A 22,717-nucleotide genomic window follows, 5' to 3' on the forward strand; every position below is an offset into this window, starting at 1 on the left:
TTTTCTTTCAAATATCTTCCATTATACCAAAAACTGCCAGTCCCCTCTAACACTTCTTTCCTAGGCTATCTTATAGTTTCAAACTATAATAAAAAGCTCGGTTCGAGCTTTTTATTAATCTATATTTTATATGTAAAGTTGGCTACAAATAGCTAAACAAAGCTAACTTATAAAACCTTACTCAAGAAGTCTTTAGTCCGTTGTTCTTGGGTTTGTTCAAAAATCTGTTCCGGTGTTCCGTCTTCAACAACCACACCGTCTGCCATAAAGATAACACGATCTGCCACCTCACGGGCAAATCCCATCTCATGTGTTACGATAACCATAGTCATTCCTGACTTGGCAAGGTCTTGCATAACAGCTAGAACTTCTCCAACCATCTCAGGATCCAGGGCTGAAGTTGGCTCGTCAAAGAGTAAGACATCAGGTTCCATAGCCAAACCACGCGCAATGGCAATCCGTTGTTGCTGTCCACCTGACAAACTCTGTGGATAAGCAGTTGCCTTATCTGGTAAACCAACTTTTTCCAAAAGCTCTTGGGCTCTCTTCTCAGCCACTGCCTTGCTCTCACCTTTGGTCTTGATAGGTGACAAGGTGATATTTTCCATCACAGTCATATTAGGAAAGAGGTTAAATTGTTGGAAAACCATGCCCATCTTCTCACGCATTGCAAAAAGGTCATTCTTCTTGTCCGTAATATCGACTCCCTCAAAGATAACCTTCCCCTTGCTTGCTTCTTCCAACAAATTCATAGAGCGAAGCAAGGTAGATTTCCCGCTCCCCGAAGGACCGATGATAACGACAACTTCTCCTCTTCTAATCTCGAGGTTGATGCCCTTCAATACTTCATTCTTTCCAAATGATTTATGTAAATTTTCAATTTTTATCAAGGTTTCTGTCATTATTTCTTATCTCCTTGTCCCATATGTTTTTCAAAAGCTTTCAAGGCTACGGTCAAAATAGAGGTCATAATCAAGTAGTAAAAGGCTGCAAATAAAAGTGGTGTTAAAGGTAGATAGGTTGTTGTAGAAACTGTTGTAGCTCCGTTCCACAACTCCATAACACCGATAGCTGATAAGAGGGAGCTGTCCTTGATAATGGTGATAAATTCGTTCCCCAATGCTGGCAAAATATTTTTGATTGCTTGTGGCAAAATCACATATCTCATAGCATTTTTAGGACGAATCCCTAAAGAATAGGCCGCCTCTAGCTGACCCTTAGGAACCGCATTAATCCCGGCCCTAACAGTCTCAGAAACATAGGCACCACTGTTCATAGAGATAATCAAAATCCCTGGAATCAGACGAGAAAGATCAACACCCAAAATCCCAACCTGAATAGTCGGAGCATTGATGTGCATAAGGGCAAAGGCAATCATAATCTGAACCATCATCGGTGTCCCACGGAAAATCCAAACGTACAAGTTGGCCAGCCATACAAGTGGTTTAAACTTTGAACGTTGCCCAAAAGCCAAGACAACACCCAAAATAGTTCCCAAAAAGACAACACAGATAGAAATGAGAACCGTCACGACAGCCCCATAGTTAAAATAAGGTAAATACTTAGGTAAAAAAGAAAAATTCATAGTCACACTGCTTTCTAAAATAGAATACTGTATGATTATAACATGTATTGAATTAAAATTCAAACCTTTTATCCGATTTATTCAAAAAAACTTTAAGCTAGTAGAATTAGCGAGAAATCTTAGTTTTTTCTAGTCAAGTTGGCCTCCTTTATGGTAAAATAGTAACGATAAGAAATGAAGGAGAATCAAAATGGAATCACATTTGGTTAGAATCATCAACCGCCTTGAAGCAATGGCAAAAGACGGCGGAAATTTAAAACGTAATTTTGAACGCGAAGGAGTTGTTGTTGCAGAAGTTGCATACAGCCACGACGAAGAAAACGGATCAATCTTTACCCTTCGTGATGTAGAAGCTCGCGAAACTTATACGTTTGATAGCATTGACTTGATTGCAATGGAGATTTACGAACTCCTTTACTAATACAAAACAAGCTGGGATTGCCCCTGCATGTCTAACCAAAATCCTTTTTGTCTCACAAATAGGATTTTTTTAGTCCAAATTCACAAAGATCTTCATTGTAACAACTTCTCAAAGCTTCAATCTTTTTACTTGCTTTACACCCCAATCCTGTTATAATGAGAGTATAGAAATTTGACTATTTTTGACCATTAAACAGGTCAGGCTAAAAAAAGAAATGAGGTAGATGTATGCTTTGTCAAAACTGTAAAATTAACGACTCAACAATTCATCTTTACACCAATCTCAATGGAAAACAAAAACAAATTGACCTCTGTCAAAACTGCTACAAGATTATCAAAACAGATCCTAACAATAGCCTCTTTAAGGGAATGACGGATCTGAACAATCGTGACTTTGATCCTTTTGGTGATTTCTTCAATGACTTAAACAATTTTAGACCTTCTAACAACACTCCTCCTACTCCCCCAACCCAATCAGGTGGAGGTTACGGTGGTAACGGCGGTTATGGTTCCCAAAATCGTGGACCTGCTCAAACTCCTCCACCAAGCCAAGAAAAAGGCCTGCTGGAAGAATTTGGTATTAACGTGACTGAAATTGCCCGTCGTGGAGATATTGACCCCGTTATTGGACGCGACGATGAGATTATCCGTGTCATCGAGATTCTCAATCGTAGAACCAAGAATAATCCTGTCCTTATCGGTGAACCTGGTGTCGGAAAAACTGCTGTTGTCGAAGGCCTAGCTCAGAAAATCGTCGATGGCGATGTTCCACATAAACTCCAAGGTAAACAAGTCATCCGTCTGGATGTGGTTAGCTTGGTTCAAGGAACGGGTATCCGAGGACAATTTGAAGAACGCATGCAAAAACTCATGGAAGAAATTCGCAAGCGTGAGGACATCATCCTCTTTATCGATGAAATCCATGAAATTGTTGGTGCGGGTTCTGCGAGTGATGGTAATATGGACGCAGGAAATATCCTCAAACCAGCCCTTGCTCGTGGGGAACTGCAGCTGGTCGGTGCCACTACCCTCAATGAATACCGTATCATTGAAAAGGATGCGGCCCTAGAACGTCGTATGCAGCCTGTTAAAGTCGATGAACCAACGGTGGAGGAAACAATCACTATCCTCAAAGGGATTCAAAAAAAATACGAAGACTACCACCACGTTCAATATACCGATGCTGCGATTGAAGCAGCTGCAACTCTTTCCAATCGCTACATCCAAGATCGCTTCTTGCCTGACAAGGCCATTGACCTCCTAGATGAAGCTGGTTCTAAGATGAACTTGACCTTGAATTTTGTGGATCCTAAAGTAATCGATCAGCGCTTGATTGAGGCTGAAAATCTTAAATCTCAAGCTACACGAGAGGAAGATTTTGAAAAGGCTGCCTACTTCCGCGACCAGATTGCCAAGTATAAAGAAATGCAAAAGAAAAAGGTCACAGACCAGGATACTCCTATCATCAGTGAAAAAACTATTGAGCATATTATCGAGCAGAAAACCAACATCCCTGTTGGTGATTTGAAAGAGAAAGAACAATCTCAACTCATCCATCTAGCCGAAGATCTCAAGTCTCATGTTATTGGACAGGATGATGCAGTTGATAAAATTGCAAAAGCTATTCGCCGTAATCGTGTCGGTCTCGGTACGCCTAACCGTCCAATTGGAAGCTTCCTCTTTGTCGGGCCAACTGGTGTCGGTAAGACAGAACTTTCCAAACAACTAGCTATCGAACTTTTTGGTTCTGCTGACAGCATGATTCGCTTTGATATGAGCGAGTATATGGAAAAACACAGTGTAGCTAAGTTGGTCGGTGCCCCTCCAGGTTATGTTGGCTATGATGAGGCTGGTCAGTTAACTGAAAAAGTTCGCCGCAATCCATATTCTCTTATTCTCTTGGATGAAGTAGAGAAAGCCCATCCAGATGTTATGCACATGTTCCTCCAGGTCTTGGACGATGGTCGTTTGACAGATGGGCACGGACGTACCGTCAGCTTCAAGGATGCCATTATTATCATGACCTCAAATGCAGGTACAGGTAAGGCTGAAGCCAGCGTTGGTTTTGGGGCTGCTCGCGAAGGACGTACCAATTCTGTTCTCGGTGAACTCGGTAACTTCTTTAGCCCAGAGTTTATGAACCGTTTTGATGGTATTATCGAATTTAAGGCTCTCAGCAAGGATAACCTCCTTCAGATTGTCGAGCTCATGCTAGCAGATGTTAACAAGCGCCTCTCTAGCAATAACATTCATTTGGATGTAACGGACAAGGTCAAGGAAAAGTTGGTTGACCTCGGTTATGATCCAAAAATGGGAGCACGCCCACTTCGTCGTACTATTCAAGACTATATTGAAGACGCAATCACTGACTACTACCTTGAAAATCCAAGCGAAAAAGACCTCAAGGCAGTTATGACCAGCAAGGGCAAGATTCAAATTAAGTCTGCAAAAAAAGCTGAAGTTAAAACTTCTGAAAAAGAAAAATAAATCCTATAGAAAAGGAGTAGAAAATGAAATTTTTCTGCTTCTTTTTTACTAAAATAACTGTAATTTCTTGACAGCTTGCTCTTTGTCTATTATGATAATAATAAAGATACTAGATAATGAGGAAAATGCAATGGCAAACCCAACTTTCGGAGAAAAAAAAGCGAATACAGACTATGTTGCACGCTATGGAGTGTATGCAGTTATCCCTGACGCTGAACAAAAACAAATAGTCTTAGTTCAAGCTCCTAATGGTGCTTGGTTCTTACCAGGTGGCGAAATTGAATCAGGTGAAAATCATCAGGAAGCCCTAAAGCGTGAATTGATTGAAGAGCTTGGTTTCACAGCTGAAATTGGTACTTATTACGGACAAGCTGACGAATATTTCTACTCTCGTCACCGTGACACCTACTACTACAATCCTGCCTACCTCTATGAAGCGACTGCTTTCAAGGAAGTTCAAAAACCACTAGAGGATTTTAATCATATTGCCTGGTTCCCTATTGACGAGGCTATTGAAAATCTCAAACGTGGTAGTCATAAATGGGCAATCCAATCTTGGAAAAAACAGCATAAGATTGACTAAATCAAGCTACTTTATTCAAAAAGTGCTATAATAGAATTAGAAAATCGGAGGAAATGTTATGAAGCTAATCAATACGACAAACTCACACTCGCAACTTGTTAAAAGTCAGCTAGAAAGTACAGATGCAACCCTTGTTGAGGTCTATTCTGCTGGAAATACTGATGTTATTTTTACCCAAGCTCCGCTTCACTATGAAATCCTCATCTCAAACAAACACCGTGCTATTCGAGAAACTGAAATCGAAGCCATCCAAGAATTTTTCTTGAAACGTAAAATTGATAAGGACTCTATTGATGAGGCCAATATCAAAACCCTCTACTCAGAAAAATTAATTGGGATTTCGATTCCAATCAAATAAAGGAGTTGAGTAAAAACTCGATTTGAGAAAAAATCCAGTAAGTCTTTCCATAACAAAACGCATAGTAGCAAGATTTTCTACAATCTGCTATTATGCGTTTTTATCATTTTGAATCCTTTTGCTCACGATATTACTATAAAAAAGATTTGATTCTGTTTCTCACACAATCAAATCTTTTTTATTATTTTAGAAACGAATCGTTTCACGTGTTTTCTCATATGAGGTAACAAAGCGGTTGGTTACACCAGGCTCTGCCACTTCCAATGCTTGAGAAATCTTGTCAAATGAAGCGTGATAATCAAATTCTTTTTCAAAAATATCTAAAGCTTCGTTAAATGCTTCTTGGATACGTTCATCAAATGAGCGATAGCGGTTAGAATATTGCAAGAGTTGCTCTGTCAAGGTTGCATACTGTACAATATTATAAGTTTCCGTTTCTAAAGCTTCCATATCATTCGTTGCAATTTCCAGAACACGGTTAACTGACTCTATATTGACCAATTTTTGTTCTAATTCAGCCATTAAATCTTCCGTATTATTACTTGCTGTAAAGAATAACTTCAAGAAAGTTTGTGGAATACCAGGTAGGTTCCGTTTTTCCATATATCTCTTGATTGTATGGAGACGATTAACATATACATTTGCCTTTTGACGTGCATTGATATCATCTTTCTCAATTCGTGCAAGACGCTCACTAACTGCAATCTGTTCATCTTCAATCTCTTTAAGATTTTCCTGTAAAGATTCAAGTTTTTCTTCAAGAATTGAATATGCTTGAGTTGGTTCATCTTGATTTGAAGTTGCCTCAATAATAGCAGTCTCAAAGTTTTCTAATTCGGACTGTAAACGACGAACATGACTAGCATCCGATTCAGAAAGTAAATAACTTTTACTCAAACGCTCAATGTCTTCTATCAATAAAGCATTATTTTCCTTCATATGTTGAAGATAAGTAGGAAGTGTTGCTACTAAACCTTCTACTACTTTCTGTGCCGCGATTTCTCTTGTAAAGATATCATAAAGTGCATTAATCTCTTCTTGGATTTGAGTATTTTCGTACTCTGCATTATCCAATTCTAGTTTCGCAATATTCTCATGATTTTTCTTGAGAGCTTCATAAAGCAGTTGGAAACGCGCTTCAATATCTGTCTCAGCAAAATGATAATTAGCATCTAAGAGCTTACGATAACCATCTTCTAAATCTTCTAGTTGATCTGGTAGCTCTTTAGATAATGTTGTTACAATTACTGGTATACGATCAACAATATGTGTCAAAGCCAAGATATGATTTTCAGCATTATCCAAAATCACAGCAGCTTCTACTGGGTCACCTGACGAATTTAAAGTTACAAACTGAGAAAACTCAGATTGGATATTTTCCAATTGTTTTTCAATTTCAGATAAACCTTGGCCATATTCTTCAGAATGATCAGCAACTCGGTGTTGCAACTCTTCAAACAAGTCCAAGGTATGAAGAACACGTCCACTATTTTTAGACTCTTGTTTCTCCAAATCTGCCAAGGCATTGCGAATTGCCGCAATATCTTCTTCAATCAAGGTAATTTGACTCTCGATTTGATCAATTTGATGACTCGCTTTGAAAAAACGGAATGAGTTATTGTAACCTTCTGCCTCGAAAAGATTATTTTCGATATCGGCAAAAGAGTTAAGAGATAGGTCAACCCATTTTTGATTCCATTCGCGGAAAGTCACTTGACTTTGTCCAATCAAGTGCATGTTTTTTACTGCTTCAACTTCATCGTTTACTGGAAGATTGTACAGCTCTTCTTTTTTCTCTTCTAAAATTGCTAATTTACTTTCATTGCGTTTTCGTACGTAGATTGCGATAGCATAGGCAATTACTAAGAAAACTGCAACTGCAATTGCAAGATAAATTACTAGGCTAGCAGACATATTAAACTCCTTTTTTTACTTGAAACAATCGTAATGATTATATCATATTTTTTAGACCAAGGGAACTACTTCTCCCGATTTTTTAGACATCAAGTGTACTATAGACGGCATTTTCTTCGATAAACTCACGACGAGGCTCTACTCGATCCCCCATCAACATATCAAAGATTTTATCTGCTTCTGCAGCATCATCCACAGAAACTCTGGCCATCAAGCGATGTTCCGGATCCATGGTTGTTTCCCACAATTGGTGGTCATCCATTTCACCCAGACCTTTATAGCGCTGAATGGTTGGTTTGGTACGACCTTCACTATAACGGGCTAAAGCTTCTTGGAGTTTGATTTCTTGATCTGCTCCTGGCTGGATATATTCTTTAATCTCACTTCCAACCTTGACACCATAGATTGGTGGTTGGGCAATATAAACATAACCAGCTTCTAGAATTGGTTTCATATAACGATAAATCAAGGTTAAAAGAAGGGTACGAATGTGGGCTCCATCGACATCGGCATCGGTCATCAGAACAAGTTTTTGGTAACGAGCTTTTGAAACATCAAATTCTGCGCCAAATCCTGTTCCCATCGCTGTGAAAAGACTACGAATTTCTTCGTTAGCTAGAATCTTATCCATACTTGCCTTTTCAACGTTCAAAATCTTACCGCGAATCGGAAGGATAGCCTGAAATTCACGGTTACGACCCGATTTGGCTGATCCACCAGCTGAGTCTCCTTCGACGATGAAGAGTTCTGTTTCAGCAGGATTGTTAGAAGAACAGTCTGCTAGTTTCCCTGGAAGGTTGGAAATTTCCAAACCAGATTTTTTACGAGTTACTTCACGCGCACGCTTGGCAGCCACACGAGCCTTGGCAGCTAAAATCCCTTTTTCCACGATACGTTTGGCAATCTGTGGATTTTCCATGAGGAAATCGGAGAAGGCATCACTGAAGAGGCGATTGGTAATCTTGACCACTTCGCTATTCCCCAGTTTGGTCTTGGTTTGTCCTTCAAACTGTGGATTTGGGTGTTTAACTGAGATAACTGCAGTTAGTCCTTCTCGGACATCTTCCCCTGTCAAGTTGTCTTCATTGTCTTTAAGCAGTTTATTCTTGCGAGCATAATCATTGATAACACGAGTCAAGGCTGTACGGAAACCTTGTTCATGCGTTCCACCTTCATGGGTATGAATATTGTTAGCGAAACTCATGACATTTTCATGGTAGCCAGTTGTGTACTGCATGGCTACTTCAACTGTGATATCATCCATCTCACCATCTGTGTAGATTGGTGTATCAAAAATCACATCCTTATTCTCATTGATATATTCAACGTAACTAGCAATCCCACCTTCATAGTGGTAATGCTTAGTTTGTTCTAACCCCTCACGCTTATCTGTGATGGAGATTTGAAGACCACGATTTAGAAAGGCCAACTCTTGAATCCGTTTATTTAATTTATCAAAATCAAAGGTTGTTGTTTCCGTAAAGATTTCTGGGTCTGGTGTGAAGTGAACCGTTGTTCCAGTTCTATCTGTATCCCCAACCACCTCAAGGTCTGCAACAACATGACCACGACGGTATTCTTGGTAATGAATCTTCCCGTTTTTGTGGACATGAACGTCTAATTGAGTGGAAAGGGCGTTAACAACTGAGGACCCAACTCCGTGAAGACCACCTGAAACCTTGTAGCCGCCACCGCCAAACTTTCCTCCAGCGTGCAGAACAGTAAAGACAGTCTCAACGGCAGGTCGACCTGTTTTTTCCTGAATATCGACTGGGATACCACGCCCATCATCGACAACAGTAATCGAATCATCTGGCTCAATAAAGACTTGAATATGGCTGGCAAATCCTGCCAAGGCCTCATCAATTGAGTTATCAACAATTTCCCAGACTAAATGGTGAAGACCTTCTTTTGAGGTTGATCCGATATACATCCCTGGACGCATACGAACAGCCTCTAAGCCCTCTAAAACTTGAATTTGACTGGCATCATAATCTTGTGCCTGCAGATTTTTGATTTCTTCTGTCATCTTATTCCTTTTTCTTACATGTCTAATACTTGTCTTAAATTCACGATACTGGTAAACAAGTGGGTATCGAGTCCAGCAGCTTGACCTGCTTCGATATCAATCGACCGATCACCAATAACAAGACCAGAGCTAATCTGATACTTTTCTCTTAAATAAATCATGGACTCAGGATTTGGCTTTCTCTTAAAACCGGAGCTAGAAGTGACTACTTCTGTAAAATAGGTTGCTATAGAGGTTTTTTCTAAAATTTCCAAGACCTGATCATTTCGATGAGAAACCAAAAAATGACGCCCACCTTGATTTGAAATATCTGCTAATAAGTCAGAAACTCCATCAAACAAAATCGGGTGTTCAAGCTCTCTGGCTTCATTTTCCTTGTAGTTTTCTAAAAAATGCTCTAAGTCGGGAGCGAATGTCTCAATCGCAAAATCAGTAGAAACCTTTAAAGCTTGATAGACACTATCATGGTCTTGTGTGATACCATACAGTGCCAATGTTTCAACAAATGCAGCTGTTGAAGTTTCGTAATTATCCAGTAAAGTTCCACCTAAATCCCAGATATAATCGTGATATTTCATACCCTTCATTATAGCATTTTTTTATGAAAAAAGCGATGATTTCCCTGAGTTTTCCACATAAAAAAACGAGAGTTTAACTCCCGTTTTACTGATTTTTACCAAAGACATCTCGATAAAGCATTCCTGTTCGTAAAGTCTCTGCGTCTCCTCCTAGTTGCTCTACCAACTCGTAGGCAAAGGCAAGGGCTGTCGAGGGACCTCGACTGGTTATCAAATGTCCATCTACCACTACTGTTTCCTTGACATATTGACCATCAAGGATTTGCTCTTGAACGCCATCATAGCAAGTGTACTGCTTATTTTTCAATAGCCCTGCTTGATTGAGGGCAATTGGCGCCGCACAAATAGCTGCCAGTTTCTTCCCTTCTCGTTCGAAGCTTTGCAACTCTTGAATCAAGGCCTGATTATCGCGCAAATGTGCAGAACCAGGCATCCCTCCAGGAAGGACAATCATGTCATAGTCTGATAAATCACCCTCAAAGACACGATCTGCTCTTACTTGGATTGCATGTGAACCCGTCACTTGCTCTTCAAAACCAACCATATCACAAGTGATATTGGCACGACGCAAGACATCTACAACTGTCAAAGCTTCAATTTCTTCAAAGCCCTGAGCTAACATAACGGCTACTTTAACCATGATTTTCTCCTTATTTGATTTGTTTTAATACAACCTTTTTCCGCTTGAATCGGACTTTTCCGCTCTTTTCTTCAGCTAGGTTTGTCTGGTAACTCATCGATAAAAGCAAGCCAATACCAATCAAGTTACTGATAATAGCCGATCCACCTTGAGAAATGAATGGCAAGGGAATCCCAGTCAAAGGAAGCAAGCCCGTCACAGCGCCGATATTTTCAAAGATGTGGAAGAGCAACATCATAATCAAGCCAGTAGAAATATAGGTGTAGAACTGGTTATTTGATTTAAGAGTAATCTTCAACATACGGTAAATCAGCATGAGGTAAAGGGCAATAACAAGGACAGAGCCAATAAAGCCAAAATCTTCTGCGATCACCGTGAAAATCATATCCGACTCACGAACTGGAATAAGCAGATTCGAAGCATTAAATCCCTGACCAAATAAGCCACCGCTGCCAATGGCGATTTGTCCTTGAGCCTGCTGGTAAGTGGTTGTTTGGGCAAAGTCGAATGGATTGAGCCAAGCCAAGATACGATTGATTTGGTAGGTCGGCATCCCCAATTGATGGAGAAAAGCCCGGCCGCCCTTACTGATAAAGATGGCTAAGAATCCAGCAACTCCTGTTACAGCAGTCACAAATACTGGAATAATAATTTTCCAAGAAACTCCTGATAATAAAACGATTCCCGAGAAAATAGCTACAAAAACCAAAGCCGTCCCCAAGTCACTTTGAAGTGCCAAAAGAACTAGGACTGGAATGGTAAAGACAATCATCCAAAAAATTAATAAAAAGTCCAGCGGAACTGTGCGTCTCCATTCCTTATGTTTCTTTGTAAATTGAACAATCACACGAGCCAACATGAGAATATAGGATATCTTCATAAATTCTGACGGTTGGAATAGGGTAATTCCATTTATTGATACCCAGTTTTTGGCACCCGTTGATGCAACTAAGCTTGGATTATAAAAGACGATCGGCAAGACCATGAGTCCCAAGCCTAAAATATATAGAAAGGGGGTCACCTTCCAAAGAAATTCTGTATTAAAGAGCATGACCACAAAACCAATCACAAGCCCCAAGGCGATCCAGGCGACCTGCTGCCCTAAAATGGGCAGAATATTGTTTGGATAATCATGACTAACGGCTATATAGATAGCCACCACGCCGATAACCAGTAGAAAAAATACTGGCAATAGCAAACTATAATCGACTCTAGAGTCGAGAGAACGTTTCATATATACTAACCTTATACTTTCATACTATACTATTTATCAAAGCTCATTTAAAAATTCATCAATAGTCTCATCAACTTCGGATTGAGAGACGGTTTTAACAGTCGCTTCTTTTGCTAGAGATACTGCTATTTGTTTGCCATATCGCTTTCCGAAAATTCTCCTATCCAAAATAAGAGTTAAGGAACGTTGGTGTTCGCGTCTCATACTTCTTCCCAAAGCCTGTTTTAAACGAATAATAGCCATCGGCAACTGATAATCATAAAAGGCATTTTTTCCTTCTTGATTCAGTTCTTGATTGATCTTTTTCGTCAAGGACTCTTGAGGATTTTGAAAAGGGAGTCTTGGTACAACTTGAATCACAAAAGGATGGCTTGAAAAATCCACTCCCTCCCAGAAACTTGCTGCACCAAGCAGGATTTGTTGTTCACCTTTTTCAAAGCGTTTCTTTAGCTGATGAACATCCCCATTTTTATACTGGGCCAAGTGGCTAACTGGAAGTAAATCCGATACTGCTAGAAGCATATCTTTAGCAGTAAAGAGAACCAAAATCGGTTGTTGGAAAGCTTGAACATCCATCAGCAAATCAGCTACCTCTTTGGCATAGACTTCTAAGGAAGTTTCTGTCACCAAAGGGAAATCTTTGATCAAGACCACTTCTTGGTCCTGTTTTCTACGAGCTTCAATCTTAACAAATTTAGCTTCGGGATAGCCTAACAGGTCTGCCAAAGAAACTCTTTGACTAATCTCAAGAGTGGCCGACACTCCCAAGACTTGACATGAATCAGGCACTAAGGAAGATAGAAGAATACGGCCTGATTTCGTAGAAGAAATCTGAATTTTCTTTTGACTCGTTTCAGTTGCTTCAAGCCAGTAATCTCGGTCAGCTGTAAAATAGCGAACTAACTCCTCAAAGCCTTCTACTTCTAATTCTGAAAAATACTGGTGGAGATTGGCAAGAGAATCTAAGATATTTTTCTTAGATTTTCCAGACTGAAATTGTTCGATCAAGTAAAGACACTCAAAGCGAATGCTTTCTAGTATTCGTTGTTGGACCTTATTTTGCTCCTCCAGTAAAGCCTTATCAAGCAAATCGATAATAGACTGGATATCGTGAGTCTCTTGAAGCAGATTTTCTAGGGCCAACAAAACTTTTTGAACTTCATCAATAATCAATAAACGATCACTGACAAATTCAGGATTATCTTCCAGTCTGGTTACAAGATAGGCGTGATTGGTCACTAAAAGCTTGCAGGTTTGTGCCCTTTCTTGACTGCGTTTCCAGAAATCTTCCGTCACAAATAAGCTATGGGATGATAAATTCCCGTCATGACGAAGGTCTGCTAGAAAATGTTGGTAACGGTAAAGTTGCCCAATTTCATCCAAATCTCCTGTCTCAGTCTCTGTCAGCCAGACCAAGAGTTGCATCTTAAAGCGTCTAAGTAAGCGATTTTCATCATTTTCCTGCAAGGAACAATAAAAGGCATCCAACTTCAGATAATTTTGTGGCCCCTTTAAACTATGAATATCTATATGGAACACTTCCTTGAGACGTCTACCTTCTTCTTCCATGATTTGATTTTGAAGAATCTTTGTCGGAACACTAAGAACAATTTGACGCTCTTTGGCTTGAGATAAAGCAGGTAAGAGATAGCCATAGGTTTTTCCAATCCCTGTTGGCGCTTGAATTAGTGAGACAGGCTCATCTTTCAATAGCAAGCCAACCTCTTTAGCAAAATTTTCTTGCTCCTCCCTCACTTCAAGATTCAACAGAGAAATATTTTTAGAAAAATCTCGAGATAGCTTTCGTGACTTCAGGGGAGCTGCAGGTTTCTTGAAATACAGTCCTTGAACTTCGACCAAGTCTGGATAACTCAGGATAGATTGGTTTCGATAAATTTCTTCAATAACCAGATAGGACTCATATAAGAGAGCGTCAGCCATTTCCAGCAAGCGTTCCAAGAGACCTTTAGGGAGCTGGGCCATCTTTTCTTGTAGAAAAAGGAGTAATTCCGCAGTGGCTTGGGCATCTGAAAGAGCTGTGTGAGCGTGTTGAAGAGGAATTCCTAATTCTCGGCACAAAATAGGCAAACTATATTTTTCCAGTTCAGGGAAAAATACCTGGGCCAATTCAACCGTGTCAACACGAGGATTTCTTAACTCATAGCCTTCAAAAAATAAATTTTCAGCCAAGAGATTAGCATCAAACTGAACATTATGGGCTACAAAAATCCCATCCTCCACCAAGTCAAAGATTTTTCTGGCAACTTGCGAAAAATCAGGTGCTTGCGCTAGACGTTGGTCAGTTAGCCCTGTCAGTTCTTTAATATGAGCATCCAGAGCTTCGTGTGGATTGACATCTGTCGTATAGTGATCGACGATTTTTCCATCCTCAATCACAACAATTCCCACTTGGATAATTTTAGCCTTACTACCTGTGCTAGTTGCCTCTAAATCAACCACAACATAGCGATTACCAATCGTTTTCATTATAAAAAATTATACCAAAAAAAGGGCCATTTGGCACCTGCAAACATGGGATAATTTTCAAACACAAGAACACTACTTGTCTTAAAAATCCCATCAAATAGAGCATCCTAGCCTACTAATTCTTTGAAAATATTGGAGAATAAGAAAAAATGAGAGAAGAAATGTTTGCATCTTCCTTCTCTCAACGAATCATTTACTTTATTTAACCATGTCAGGATCGTAGTCATAAAATCCTGTATCAAGGAAACGGTTTTTAGGGTGTAACTTACGCACTTCTTCATCCAGCAAGAAAGCTTGGTCATGGCTAAAGTTGCCCTCTTGAATCAAACTACGTGCTTGGATAAAGAGTTTTGCAATCTCAACAAAGTTCTGACCAGGAGTGTAGAGCCCTTCTAGTTTCCAGTGAGTGAAACCATACTCCACCAATTCTGTCAATTTAGTCATCAAATCAAGGTCATTGTTGGCAAAAATGTGGGTACCATGATTATCTTCAAAAATGGAATAATGGCTCTCAGGGTCACTTGGTTCAGCCAAGAAAAGGTCACGCTTGCGAGTCTTTTCATCATCGATATGCGTAAAGTTATAATAGTTTTGCAAGAGCGGACGCTTAGAATGATGGATGACACTAGCTCCGTAAACCAAAACTTCAGCAGGAATTTCCAAAATCTCTGGCATTTTGAAGAGTTCAGCAGATGGAATTTCACGCGCCAAAACAGCCTCAGAAGCACCAGCTTTTTGTCCCCAGAAGTTAATCTGACGACTGCTTGTCACCATAGTTGAAGCATCATAGATAGTCTTGAAAGAATAGCCATCACGATTGACAACGTAAAAGACACCTGCATCCCCAATCGTAATGTAGTCTGTCTTAATTTCTTCCAAAAAGTCTAAGAAAGGCTTGATACGGTCCATCATGTCTTGGTGCATAAGGGCATTGACTGCAACGATCAATTCCTTACCAGCATCATGAACCAACTTAGCGATTTCACACAATTGGTCATAACTAAAGGTCGTTGGCAGACGAAGGCCAAAATCTTTCTCACCGACATAAATACGATCTACGCCAGCTTCGAGCAGTTGTTTAACTTGTTCAATACTTTCAGCAGTTGCTGTAATAATAATCTTTTCCATAAGAAAAATTATACCACATTTCTATCAAATCAGCCAAGACTTATCAAAGTTTTACAAATAGGAATTATTTCGGTAACTTCTCAAAGTAACTTCCACTTGACTCAACAAAGTGGAAATTAGTCTAATACTCTTCAAATCACGTCAGCTTTATCTGCAACCTCAAAGCGGTGCTTTGAGCAACCTGAGGCTAGCTTCCTAGTTTGCTCTTTGTTTTTCATTGAGTATAAAACGGATTTTTATAAGAATAACTAGATAAAAGGTAGACCCGTAAGCATAAGAGAGCTCACCAGTAACAATGATTTTGTATGCTATCCATAAATAGCAAACATCTCAAGCTCCATTAATCTTCAAAACACCATAGATAAAATCTAGTCCAAAATTTAAGCAATTGATGCTATAGAATTTATATATTGTTATAAATTTCTAGTCGTTTTGTTGTTATAGTAACAAAAACGAGTATCTCCATCTACGGAAATACTCGTTTTTTTGCTAGTTAGAAGTGGTTTTTTGCTCAGCTTCATTTCTTTTTATAAAATTTATCAAGCAAGCGACCAATTATCTCATCTTTTTTCTATTTCTGTCAATATGCGTGACATGTAGTAATGATAGCCAAAAATAGCAAGACCAAGCAAGAGGATAAGAACTCCTACTCCCAAGCTGATGGCAAGGACAGGGGCGAGAGACTGAACCAAGAATAAGCTCCCTATTACAAGGGCCATTAAGATTGCACTATAAACCAAAATCAAAACAATTGCTACTATACGATTTGAACGGTTCACCAAGTCCGTAATGCTACTCCAATTGGTTGACAGATTTTTCACGTCCTTAAAGTAATTGTAGCAAGAAAGGATGACACTGGCAAGGATCCATGCCACAAGAAGGTAAATCATCGAAAGGATGGGCAAGCCTAGATATAGAGAAAGACCAAGTAAAGTCAGAATTGGTAAAAAGGACTGGACAGCAAATATAATCCAAAATTTCACTTTCACATAACGAGCAAAGTCAAAGGGTAAACTCTTAAGAAAATCAACATTTTCCCTCTCCAAGGACAAGGCAATTGAATGCAGGCTGGTGATATTGTTATTGACAACTGCTATAAAGAGAGCTATAAAAAACAAGGGTAACCAGTATGGAGGATGAATGTCTGGAACTATCTGAGAATCTCGAATTTTGGAAATCAGACCGATCATCATGAGATAAGGAAGAAAAGCACTTGTAAAAAGCACTGTAATCACGCCAGTTCCCTGTCCCAAGAGGGTGAGGTGGTAGCGTAAAACCATACGGAAAAAGCCCTTTTTATTAGTAGTTGAAATTCTCTCCTTATTGCGACGTTCTTTCTTGACCTTCTCCTCACTGTTAAGCAGAATCACGTCATAAAAATGAGGAAGAACCTTCTTTTTGGTCAGGTAAAGCAAGAAAACAGTTAAAGCTATCCAAGCTAACAGACCCAGTATGGCTTCTGTCGAAAAAGGCTCCACTGCTATTTTGTAAAAGATATGAAGAGGATAAAGGAGAAATGGAATGTCTCTAACTTTGTCAACAATACTTCCAAAAGTCGACTGTAGAAAGAGGACAAATATTAAAGGTATGAGAACCCCTATCCCAATCATCACATTCGAAAAAATAGACTGATACTTTCTGAAGACCGTAGTCTGAGCCAAGAAATGTACTGCCACTACCATCACTAAAGTAACAGAGACAAATAATAAGGTCAAGGACAGTAGCATCAAAGGCAAGCCCAGCCAAAAAGAAGGAGCTAGCCTAATATAGAGGACTAGAAAATAAGCTAGGATTGGTACAATTCCAGCTAGAGCTGGCAAGAAAACAGACAGTCCTTTAGCAATTATAATCTCTGATTCTTTAAAGGCATAGGGCCTATACGATGCCAAGTCCTTACTCTCATAAAAGACATTGTAAAATGCAGTGAAAGAAGTTGAAAAGGCAAGCACCAGTAAAATAGCAACCATGCTACTAAAAAAACTTGGTATTTCCTCAAAAGGAAAACGAAAGGCTATATTTATAAACATGATGAGCATCAAGAGACTGGAAAAAATGTAAGAACTTAGGACTCTAGCGGAAACATTTACTTTTTTCCCAGGATTTTTAGCTTGCTTCTTTCGTAGGTTAGCCAGATTAGCTTCTTGAGATGAATAGAGGATATTGATATCAACTAATTTTTTAATGACCTTGAGACGCATCTGAAACCTCCTCTTTTCTACCAGCAAGGCTAAGGTAGATACTTTCCAAAGACTGGTCTGGGTTGTCTTTTCTCAAGTCCTCTACGCTACCACAATAAATCAAATGCCCCTTTTTCAAAATGGCAATCCGATCACAGACTTGCTCGGCCACCTCTAGGACATGGGTTGAAAACAAGACTGTCTTGCCTTTTTGCGCATGCTCCTTCATCATCTGCTTCAAATCAAAGGCAGCCTGAGGATCCAAACCAGTCAAGGGTTCGTCCAAAACCCAAATATCAGGATCAGACAAGAGTGCCCCGATGACAAAGACTTTCTGACGCATTCCGTGAGAAAGGGTTTCAATAACCTGATAGCGATTTTCAGCAAAATCAAAAACGTTCAATAGCCTAGCTAGACTAGACTCCAAGTCAGAGATAGTTAGATCATAGGATGAGGCGATCAATTCCCAAAATTCATTGGCCGTTAAGCGTAAAAATAAGTCAGGCGAGTCTGCTACGTAGCCAATCTTTCGTTTAATAGCCAAGCGATTTTCCGATAACTCCTGACCATCTACCAAAATACGACCACTGCTGGGTGAAATGATACTGACTAAGGATTTTATGGTAGTCGATTTTCCAGCCCCATTATGGCCAATCAAGCCCATAATCTCCCCATTTTCAATCTGCAAATTGAGATTGCTCAAAGCCTCTTTATCACCATACAACTTACTAACATTTTGAAATTCAATCATGGGATGACTCCTATCTTTATCTATATTACATACTATTATACTAGCACTTTGATACAAAAAAATCAACACTTTATTTTAATTAGTTAAAATAGTTTCCTTCTATCTTATGCAAACGTTGGCGCTAACCAATACTTTATGATAGAATAAAAAACAAGATTGACAAGTAAGAGGAAACATCATGCAAAATCAAACACTCATGCAATACTTTGAATGGTATCTGCCCCACGACGGCCAGCACTGGACGCGTCTGGCTGAAGATGCTCAACACCTAGCTGATCTCGGTATCAGTCATGTCTGGATGCCACCAGCTTTTAAGGCAACCAATGAAAAAGATGTCGGTTATGGGGTCTATGACCTATTTGACCTTGGTGAGTTCAACCAAAAAGGGACTGTCCGCACCAAGTATGGTTTTAAAGAAGACTATCTTCAAGCCATTCAAGCTCTAAAAGCACAGGGAATTCAACCTATGGCCGATGTGGTGCTCAATCACAAGGCTGCTGCTGATCACATGGAAGCCTTTCAGGTTATTGAGGTGGACCCTGTAGACCGTACGGTTGAACTTGGAGAACCCTTCACCATCAATGGCTGGACTAGTTTTACCTTCGATGGTCGCCAAGATACCTACAATGACTTCCACTGGCACTGGTACCACTTCACCGGTACAGACTATGATGCCAAACGTCGTAAGTCTGGGATTTATCTGATCCAAGGTGACAATAAGGGCTGGGCCAACGAGGAATTGGTCGATAACGAAAACGGAAACTACGACTACCTCATGTATGCCGATCTAGACTTTAAACATCCTGAAGTCATCCAAAATATCTATGATTGGGCTGACTGGTTCATGGAGACGACTGGTGTAGCTGGTTTCCGCTTGGATGCCGTTAAACACATCGACTCTTTCTTTATGAGCAATTTCATTCGTGATATGAAGGAAAAATATGGTCAAGATTTCTACGTTTTTGGTGAATTTTGGAATCCCGATAAGGAAGCCAATCTAGACTATCTTGAAAAAACGGAAGAACGCTTTGACCTTGTCGATGTTCGTCTCCACCAGAATCTCTTTGATGCTAGCCGAGCAGGTTCCGACTATGACCTTCGTGGTATTTTCACAGATAGCTTGGTTGAACTCAAGCCCGACAAGGCTGTGACTTTTGTCGACAACCACGATACCCAACGTGGTCAGGCTCTTGAGTCTACCGTTGAAGAATGGTTCAAACCAGCAGCCTATGCCCTCATTCTGTTACGCCAAAATGGCCTTCCATGTGTCTTTTACGGCGACTACTATGGGATTTCAGGGCAATATGCTCAACAAGATTTCAAAGAAGTCCTTGACCGCCTCCTAGCCATCCGAAAAGATTTGGCCTATGGAGAACAAAATGACTACTTTGATGATGCTAACTGTATCGGTTGGGTACGTTCAGGTGCTGAACATCAATCCCCAATCGCAGTCCTTATCTCAAATGACCAAGAAAACAGCAAATCAATGTTTGTCGGCCAAGAATGGGCTAACCAAACCTTCATAGACTTACTTGGAAACCACCAAGGTCAAGTTACAATTGATGAGGAAGGTTATGGACAATTCCCAGTCTCAGCTGCTTCGGTAAGTGTCTGGGCAGCCAATACAATCTAATACTCAATGATAACCAAGCCAGGTCCAAACGGATTTGGCTTTTTTGTAGTCATAAAAAGACCTACCCAAATGGATAGATCTTTGCTTAATTACAATTTACCTGCTACTTCATCCAACAATTCTTGGATTTTAGCTTGGTTGCTTCCTCCTGCCATGGCCATGTCTGGTTTACCACCACCACGTCCATCGACGATTGGTGCCAATTCTTTGACAAGGTTTCCTGCATGAAGGTCTTTTGTCTTGCTTGCTACAAGGACATTGACTTTGTCTCCGATAGCAGCAACTAGGACAAGAAGATCAGAGTAGTCTTTTTGTTTCCAGTTATCTGCAAAAGTACGAAGGGCACCTGCGTCTGATACAGAAACTTGGCTAGCAATGTAACGGTGACCGTTAACTTCCTTAACATCCTTGAAGATATCGCCTGCAGCTGCAGCTGCGGCTTTTTCTTTCAACTCAGCATTTTCTTTTTGTAATTGACGAAGTTGTTCTTGAAGTCCTTCTACCTTGTGAGGTACTTCCTTGACTTGAGGTGCTTTCAAGGTTGCTGCGACAGCTTTAAGAGCATCTTCTTGTTCACGGTAGGCTTCAAAGGCTTCCTTACCAGTCACTGCCAAGATACGGCGAGTTCCTGATCCGATCCCTTCTTCTTTGACAATCTTGAAGAGTCCAATCTCAGAAGTGTTGCCAACGTGGGTACCACCACAAAGCTCGATAGAGTAGTCACCGATAGTAACAACACGAACTTCCTTGCCGTATTTCTCACCAAAGAGGGCCATAGCTCCCATTTCTTTGGCAGTGTCAATATCTGTTTCAACTGTCTTCACTTCAAGAGCTTCCCAGATTTTTTCGTTGACTTGCTGTTCAATCGCACGCAATTCTTCAGCAGTCACAGCTTGGAAGTGGGTAAAGTCAAAACGAAGGAATTCGACTTCGTTAAGAGATCCTGCTTGTGTTGCGTGATTTCCAAGGATATTGTGAAGGGCAGCGTGAAGCAAGTGAGTCGCAGTGTGGTTTTTCATAACACGGTGACGACGATTTGTATCAATTGCCAAGGTATATTCTTGGTTCAAAGCAAGTGGTGCATGGACTTCAACTGTATGAAGGGCTTGTCCATTCGGAGCTTTTTGAACATTTGTCACCTTAGCTATAACTGAACCTGACTCATCCAAGATTTGTCCGTGGTCAGCGACCTGTCCACCCATTTCAGCATAGAATGGAGTTTCCGCAAAGATCAGTGATGCAGTTCCTTCTGCTACAGCTTCCACTTCTGCATTGTCAGCCACGATAGCCACCAATTTAGAGGACAATTGGCTAGCATTGTAGTTGAAGACACTTTCTACAGTGATGTTTTGAAGGGTTTCATTTTGCATACCCATTGAGCCACCCTTGACAGCTGAGGCACGCGCACGTTCTTGCTGTTCTTTCATGGCTGCTTCAAATCCTTCACGGTCTACAGTCATCCCAGCTTCTTCAGCGATTTCTTCAGTCAATTCAACTGGGAATCCATAAGTATCGTAGAGTTTGAAGACATCTGAACCAGCAATGACAGATTGACCTTTTTCTTTCAAGTCAGCTACAATGCCTTGGGCAAAGTGTTGACCTGAGTGAAGGGTACGAGCAAATGACTCTTCTTCGCTCTTAACGATTTTTTCGATAAAGTCACGTTTTTCAAGAACTTCTGGGTAGTAGCTTTCCATGATTTTTCCAACGGTTGGAACGAGTTTGTAAAGGAAAGGCTCGTTGATTCCCAATTTTTGACCATGCATAGAAGCACGACGGAGAAGACGGCGAAGGACGTAACCACGACCTTCATTTCCTGGAAGGGCACCATCACCGATGGCAAATGAAAGGGAACGGATGTGGTCAGCGATAACCTTGAAGCTCATGTTGTCGCCATCTTGGTCGTAGACCTTACCAGACAATTTCTCCACTTCACGAATGATTGGCATGAAGAGGTCTGTTTCAAAGTTTGTCTTAGCTCCTTGGATAACTGCCACCAAGCGCTCCAAACCAGCGCCCGTATCAATGTTCTTGTGTGGCAATTCCTTGTACTCACTACGAGGAACAGCAGGGTCTGCGTTAAATTGTGACAAAACGATGTTCCAGATTTCGATATAGCGGTCGTTCTCAATATCTTCTGCAAGAAGACGAATACCAATATTTTCTGGGTCAAAAGCTTCTCCACGGTCAAAGAAGATTTCTGTATCAGGTCCAGAAGGTCCAGCACCGATTTCCCAGAAGTTGTCCTCGATTGGAATCAAGTGACTTGGATCCACTCCCACTTCAATCCAGCGGTTGTATGAATCTTTATCGTCTGGATAGTAAGTCATGTAAAGTTTTTCCGCTGGGAAATCAAACCATTCTGGGCTTGTCAAAAGCTCATAAGCCCAAGTGATCGCTTCGTCACGGAAGTAATCCCCGATAGAAAAGTTCCCCAACATTTCAAACATAGTATGGTGACGTGCAGTCTTCCCTACGTTTTCAATGTCGTTGGTACGGATAGCCTTTTGGGCATTGGTAATACGCGGATTTTCAGGAATGATGGTCCCGTCAAAGTATTTCTTAAGAGTTGCTACCCCAGAGTTGATCCACAAAAGGGTTGGGTCATTTACAGGAACCAAGCTCACTGATGGTTCTACTGAGTGACCTTTGGTCGCCCAGAAGTCAAGCCACATTTGGCGTACTTGTGCACTAGATAGTTGTTTCATATTGT

General features: G+C 40.4%; 17 protein-coding genes. 5 read left to right on the plus strand and 12 right to left on the minus strand.

Features of this window, described 5'->3' with window-relative positions; genetic code table 11:
- Positions 1-167: 167 nt before the first annotated feature.
- Both O3601_RS07910 and O3601_RS07915 read right to left on the minus strand, forming a co-directional pair.
- On the minus strand, positions 168-902 hold the full coding sequence (locus O3601_RS07910; protein ID WP_371472333.1) for an amino acid ABC transporter ATP-binding protein: 735 nt from the start codon (positions 900-902) through the stop codon (positions 168-170).
- Positions 902-1,585, minus strand: a complete 684-nt coding sequence (locus O3601_RS07915; RefSeq protein WP_172925469.1) for an amino acid ABC transporter permease — start codon at positions 1,583-1,585, stop codon at positions 902-904. The genes O3601_RS07910 and O3601_RS07915 overlap by 1 nt, the downstream gene beginning before the upstream one ends.
- A gap of 190 nt (positions 1,586-1,775) precedes the next feature.
- Between O3601_RS07915 and O3601_RS07920 the strand changes: the two genes are divergently transcribed.
- The 4 genes from O3601_RS07920 to O3601_RS07935 all read left to right on the plus strand — a co-directional run bounded on the left by O3601_RS07920 (position 1,776) and on the right by O3601_RS07935 (position 5,433).
- On the plus strand, positions 1,776-2,006 hold the full coding sequence (locus O3601_RS07920; protein WP_000443570.1) for a DUF1797 family protein: 231 nt from the start codon (positions 1,776-1,778) through the stop codon (positions 2,004-2,006).
- 227 nt (positions 2,007-2,233) lie between these two features.
- Complete coding sequence (locus O3601_RS07925) at positions 2,234-4,492, plus strand: AAA family ATPase (RefSeq protein ID WP_371472335.1); 2,259 nt, start codon at positions 2,234-2,236, stop codon at positions 4,490-4,492.
- Positions 4,493-4,622: 130 nt separating this feature from the next.
- Positions 4,623-5,075 (plus strand): NUDIX hydrolase, encoded by a 453-nt coding sequence (locus O3601_RS07930; RefSeq protein ID WP_371472338.1) that lies wholly within the window; start codon positions 4,623-4,625, stop codon positions 5,073-5,075.
- A gap of 58 nt (positions 5,076-5,133) precedes the next feature.
- Positions 5,134-5,433 carry a DUF1827 family protein gene (locus O3601_RS07935; RefSeq protein WP_000767197.1) on the plus strand — a complete coding sequence of 100 codons (300 nt, stop codon included), beginning with the start codon at positions 5,134-5,136 and terminating at the stop codon, positions 5,431-5,433.
- A gap of 186 nt (positions 5,434-5,619) precedes the next feature.
- On the opposite strand, the gene ezrA is transcribed toward O3601_RS07935, so the two are convergent.
- The 9 genes from ezrA to O3601_RS07980 all read right to left on the minus strand — a co-directional run bounded on the left by ezrA (position 5,620) and on the right by O3601_RS07980 (position 18,371).
- A complete protein-coding gene (gene ezrA, locus O3601_RS07940) occupies positions 5,620-7,347 on the minus strand; it encodes a septation ring formation regulator EzrA (RefSeq protein WP_371472341.1) in 1,728 nt (575 codons plus the stop codon).
- An 82-nt stretch (positions 7,348-7,429) separates the two neighbouring features.
- On the minus strand, positions 7,430-9,376 hold the full coding sequence (gene gyrB / locus O3601_RS07945; RefSeq protein ID WP_077804928.1) for a DNA topoisomerase (ATP-hydrolyzing) subunit B: 1,947 nt from the start codon (positions 9,374-9,376) through the stop codon (positions 7,430-7,432).
- Between the two features lie 14 nt (positions 9,377-9,390).
- On the minus strand, positions 9,391-9,954 hold the full coding sequence (locus O3601_RS07950; protein ID WP_371472342.1) for an HAD family hydrolase: 564 nt from the start codon (positions 9,952-9,954) through the stop codon (positions 9,391-9,393).
- Positions 9,955-10,039: 85 nt separating this feature from the next.
- Positions 10,040-10,594 carry a DJ-1 family glyoxalase III gene (locus O3601_RS07955; protein ID WP_371472343.1) on the minus strand — a complete coding sequence of 185 codons (555 nt, stop codon included), beginning with the start codon at positions 10,592-10,594 and terminating at the stop codon, positions 10,040-10,042.
- Between the two features lie 10 nt (positions 10,595-10,604).
- On the minus strand, positions 10,605-11,828 hold the full coding sequence (locus O3601_RS07960; RefSeq protein WP_371472345.1) for an FtsW/RodA/SpoVE family cell cycle protein: 1,224 nt from the start codon (positions 11,826-11,828) through the stop codon (positions 10,605-10,607).
- Positions 11,829-11,864: 36 nt separating this feature from the next.
- Positions 11,865-14,315 (minus strand): bifunctional DnaQ family exonuclease/ATP-dependent helicase, encoded by a 2,451-nt coding sequence (locus O3601_RS07965; RefSeq protein WP_371472348.1) that lies wholly within the window; start codon positions 14,313-14,315, stop codon positions 11,865-11,867.
- A 198-nt stretch (positions 14,316-14,513) separates the two neighbouring features.
- Positions 14,514-15,443 carry a peptidase U32 family protein gene (locus O3601_RS07970; RefSeq protein WP_371472351.1) on the minus strand — a complete coding sequence of 310 codons (930 nt, stop codon included), beginning with the start codon at positions 15,441-15,443 and terminating at the stop codon, positions 14,514-14,516.
- Positions 15,444-16,003: 560 nt separating this feature from the next.
- Positions 16,004-17,641, minus strand: a complete 1,638-nt coding sequence (locus tag O3601_RS07975; protein WP_371472354.1) for a hypothetical protein — start codon at positions 17,639-17,641, stop codon at positions 16,004-16,006.
- Positions 17,622-18,371: an ABC transporter ATP-binding protein gene (locus O3601_RS07980; RefSeq protein ID WP_371472356.1), complete on the minus strand. Its 750-nt coding sequence runs from the start codon at positions 18,369-18,371 to the stop codon at positions 17,622-17,624. Before O3601_RS07980 ends, O3601_RS07975 begins: the two co-directional genes overlap by 20 nt.
- Before the next feature lie 178 nt (positions 18,372-18,549).
- Between O3601_RS07980 and O3601_RS07985 the strand changes: the two genes are divergently transcribed.
- Entirely contained in the window at positions 18,550-20,004 is a 1,455-nt protein-coding gene (locus tag O3601_RS07985) for an alpha-amylase (RefSeq protein ID WP_371472358.1), read from the plus strand.
- 89 nt (positions 20,005-20,093) lie between these two features.
- Here the strand turns inward: O3601_RS07985 and alaS are convergent, their stop codons facing one another.
- Positions 20,094-22,712: an alanine--tRNA ligase gene (gene alaS, locus O3601_RS07990; protein WP_371472360.1), complete on the minus strand. Its 2,619-nt coding sequence runs from the start codon at positions 22,710-22,712 to the stop codon at positions 20,094-20,096.
- Positions 22,713-22,717: the final 5 nt, after the last annotated feature.

The organism is Streptococcus sp. 20925_1_69 (assembly GCF_041432365.1).
GTDB lineage: Bacteria > Bacillota > Bacilli > Lactobacillales > Streptococcaceae > Streptococcus.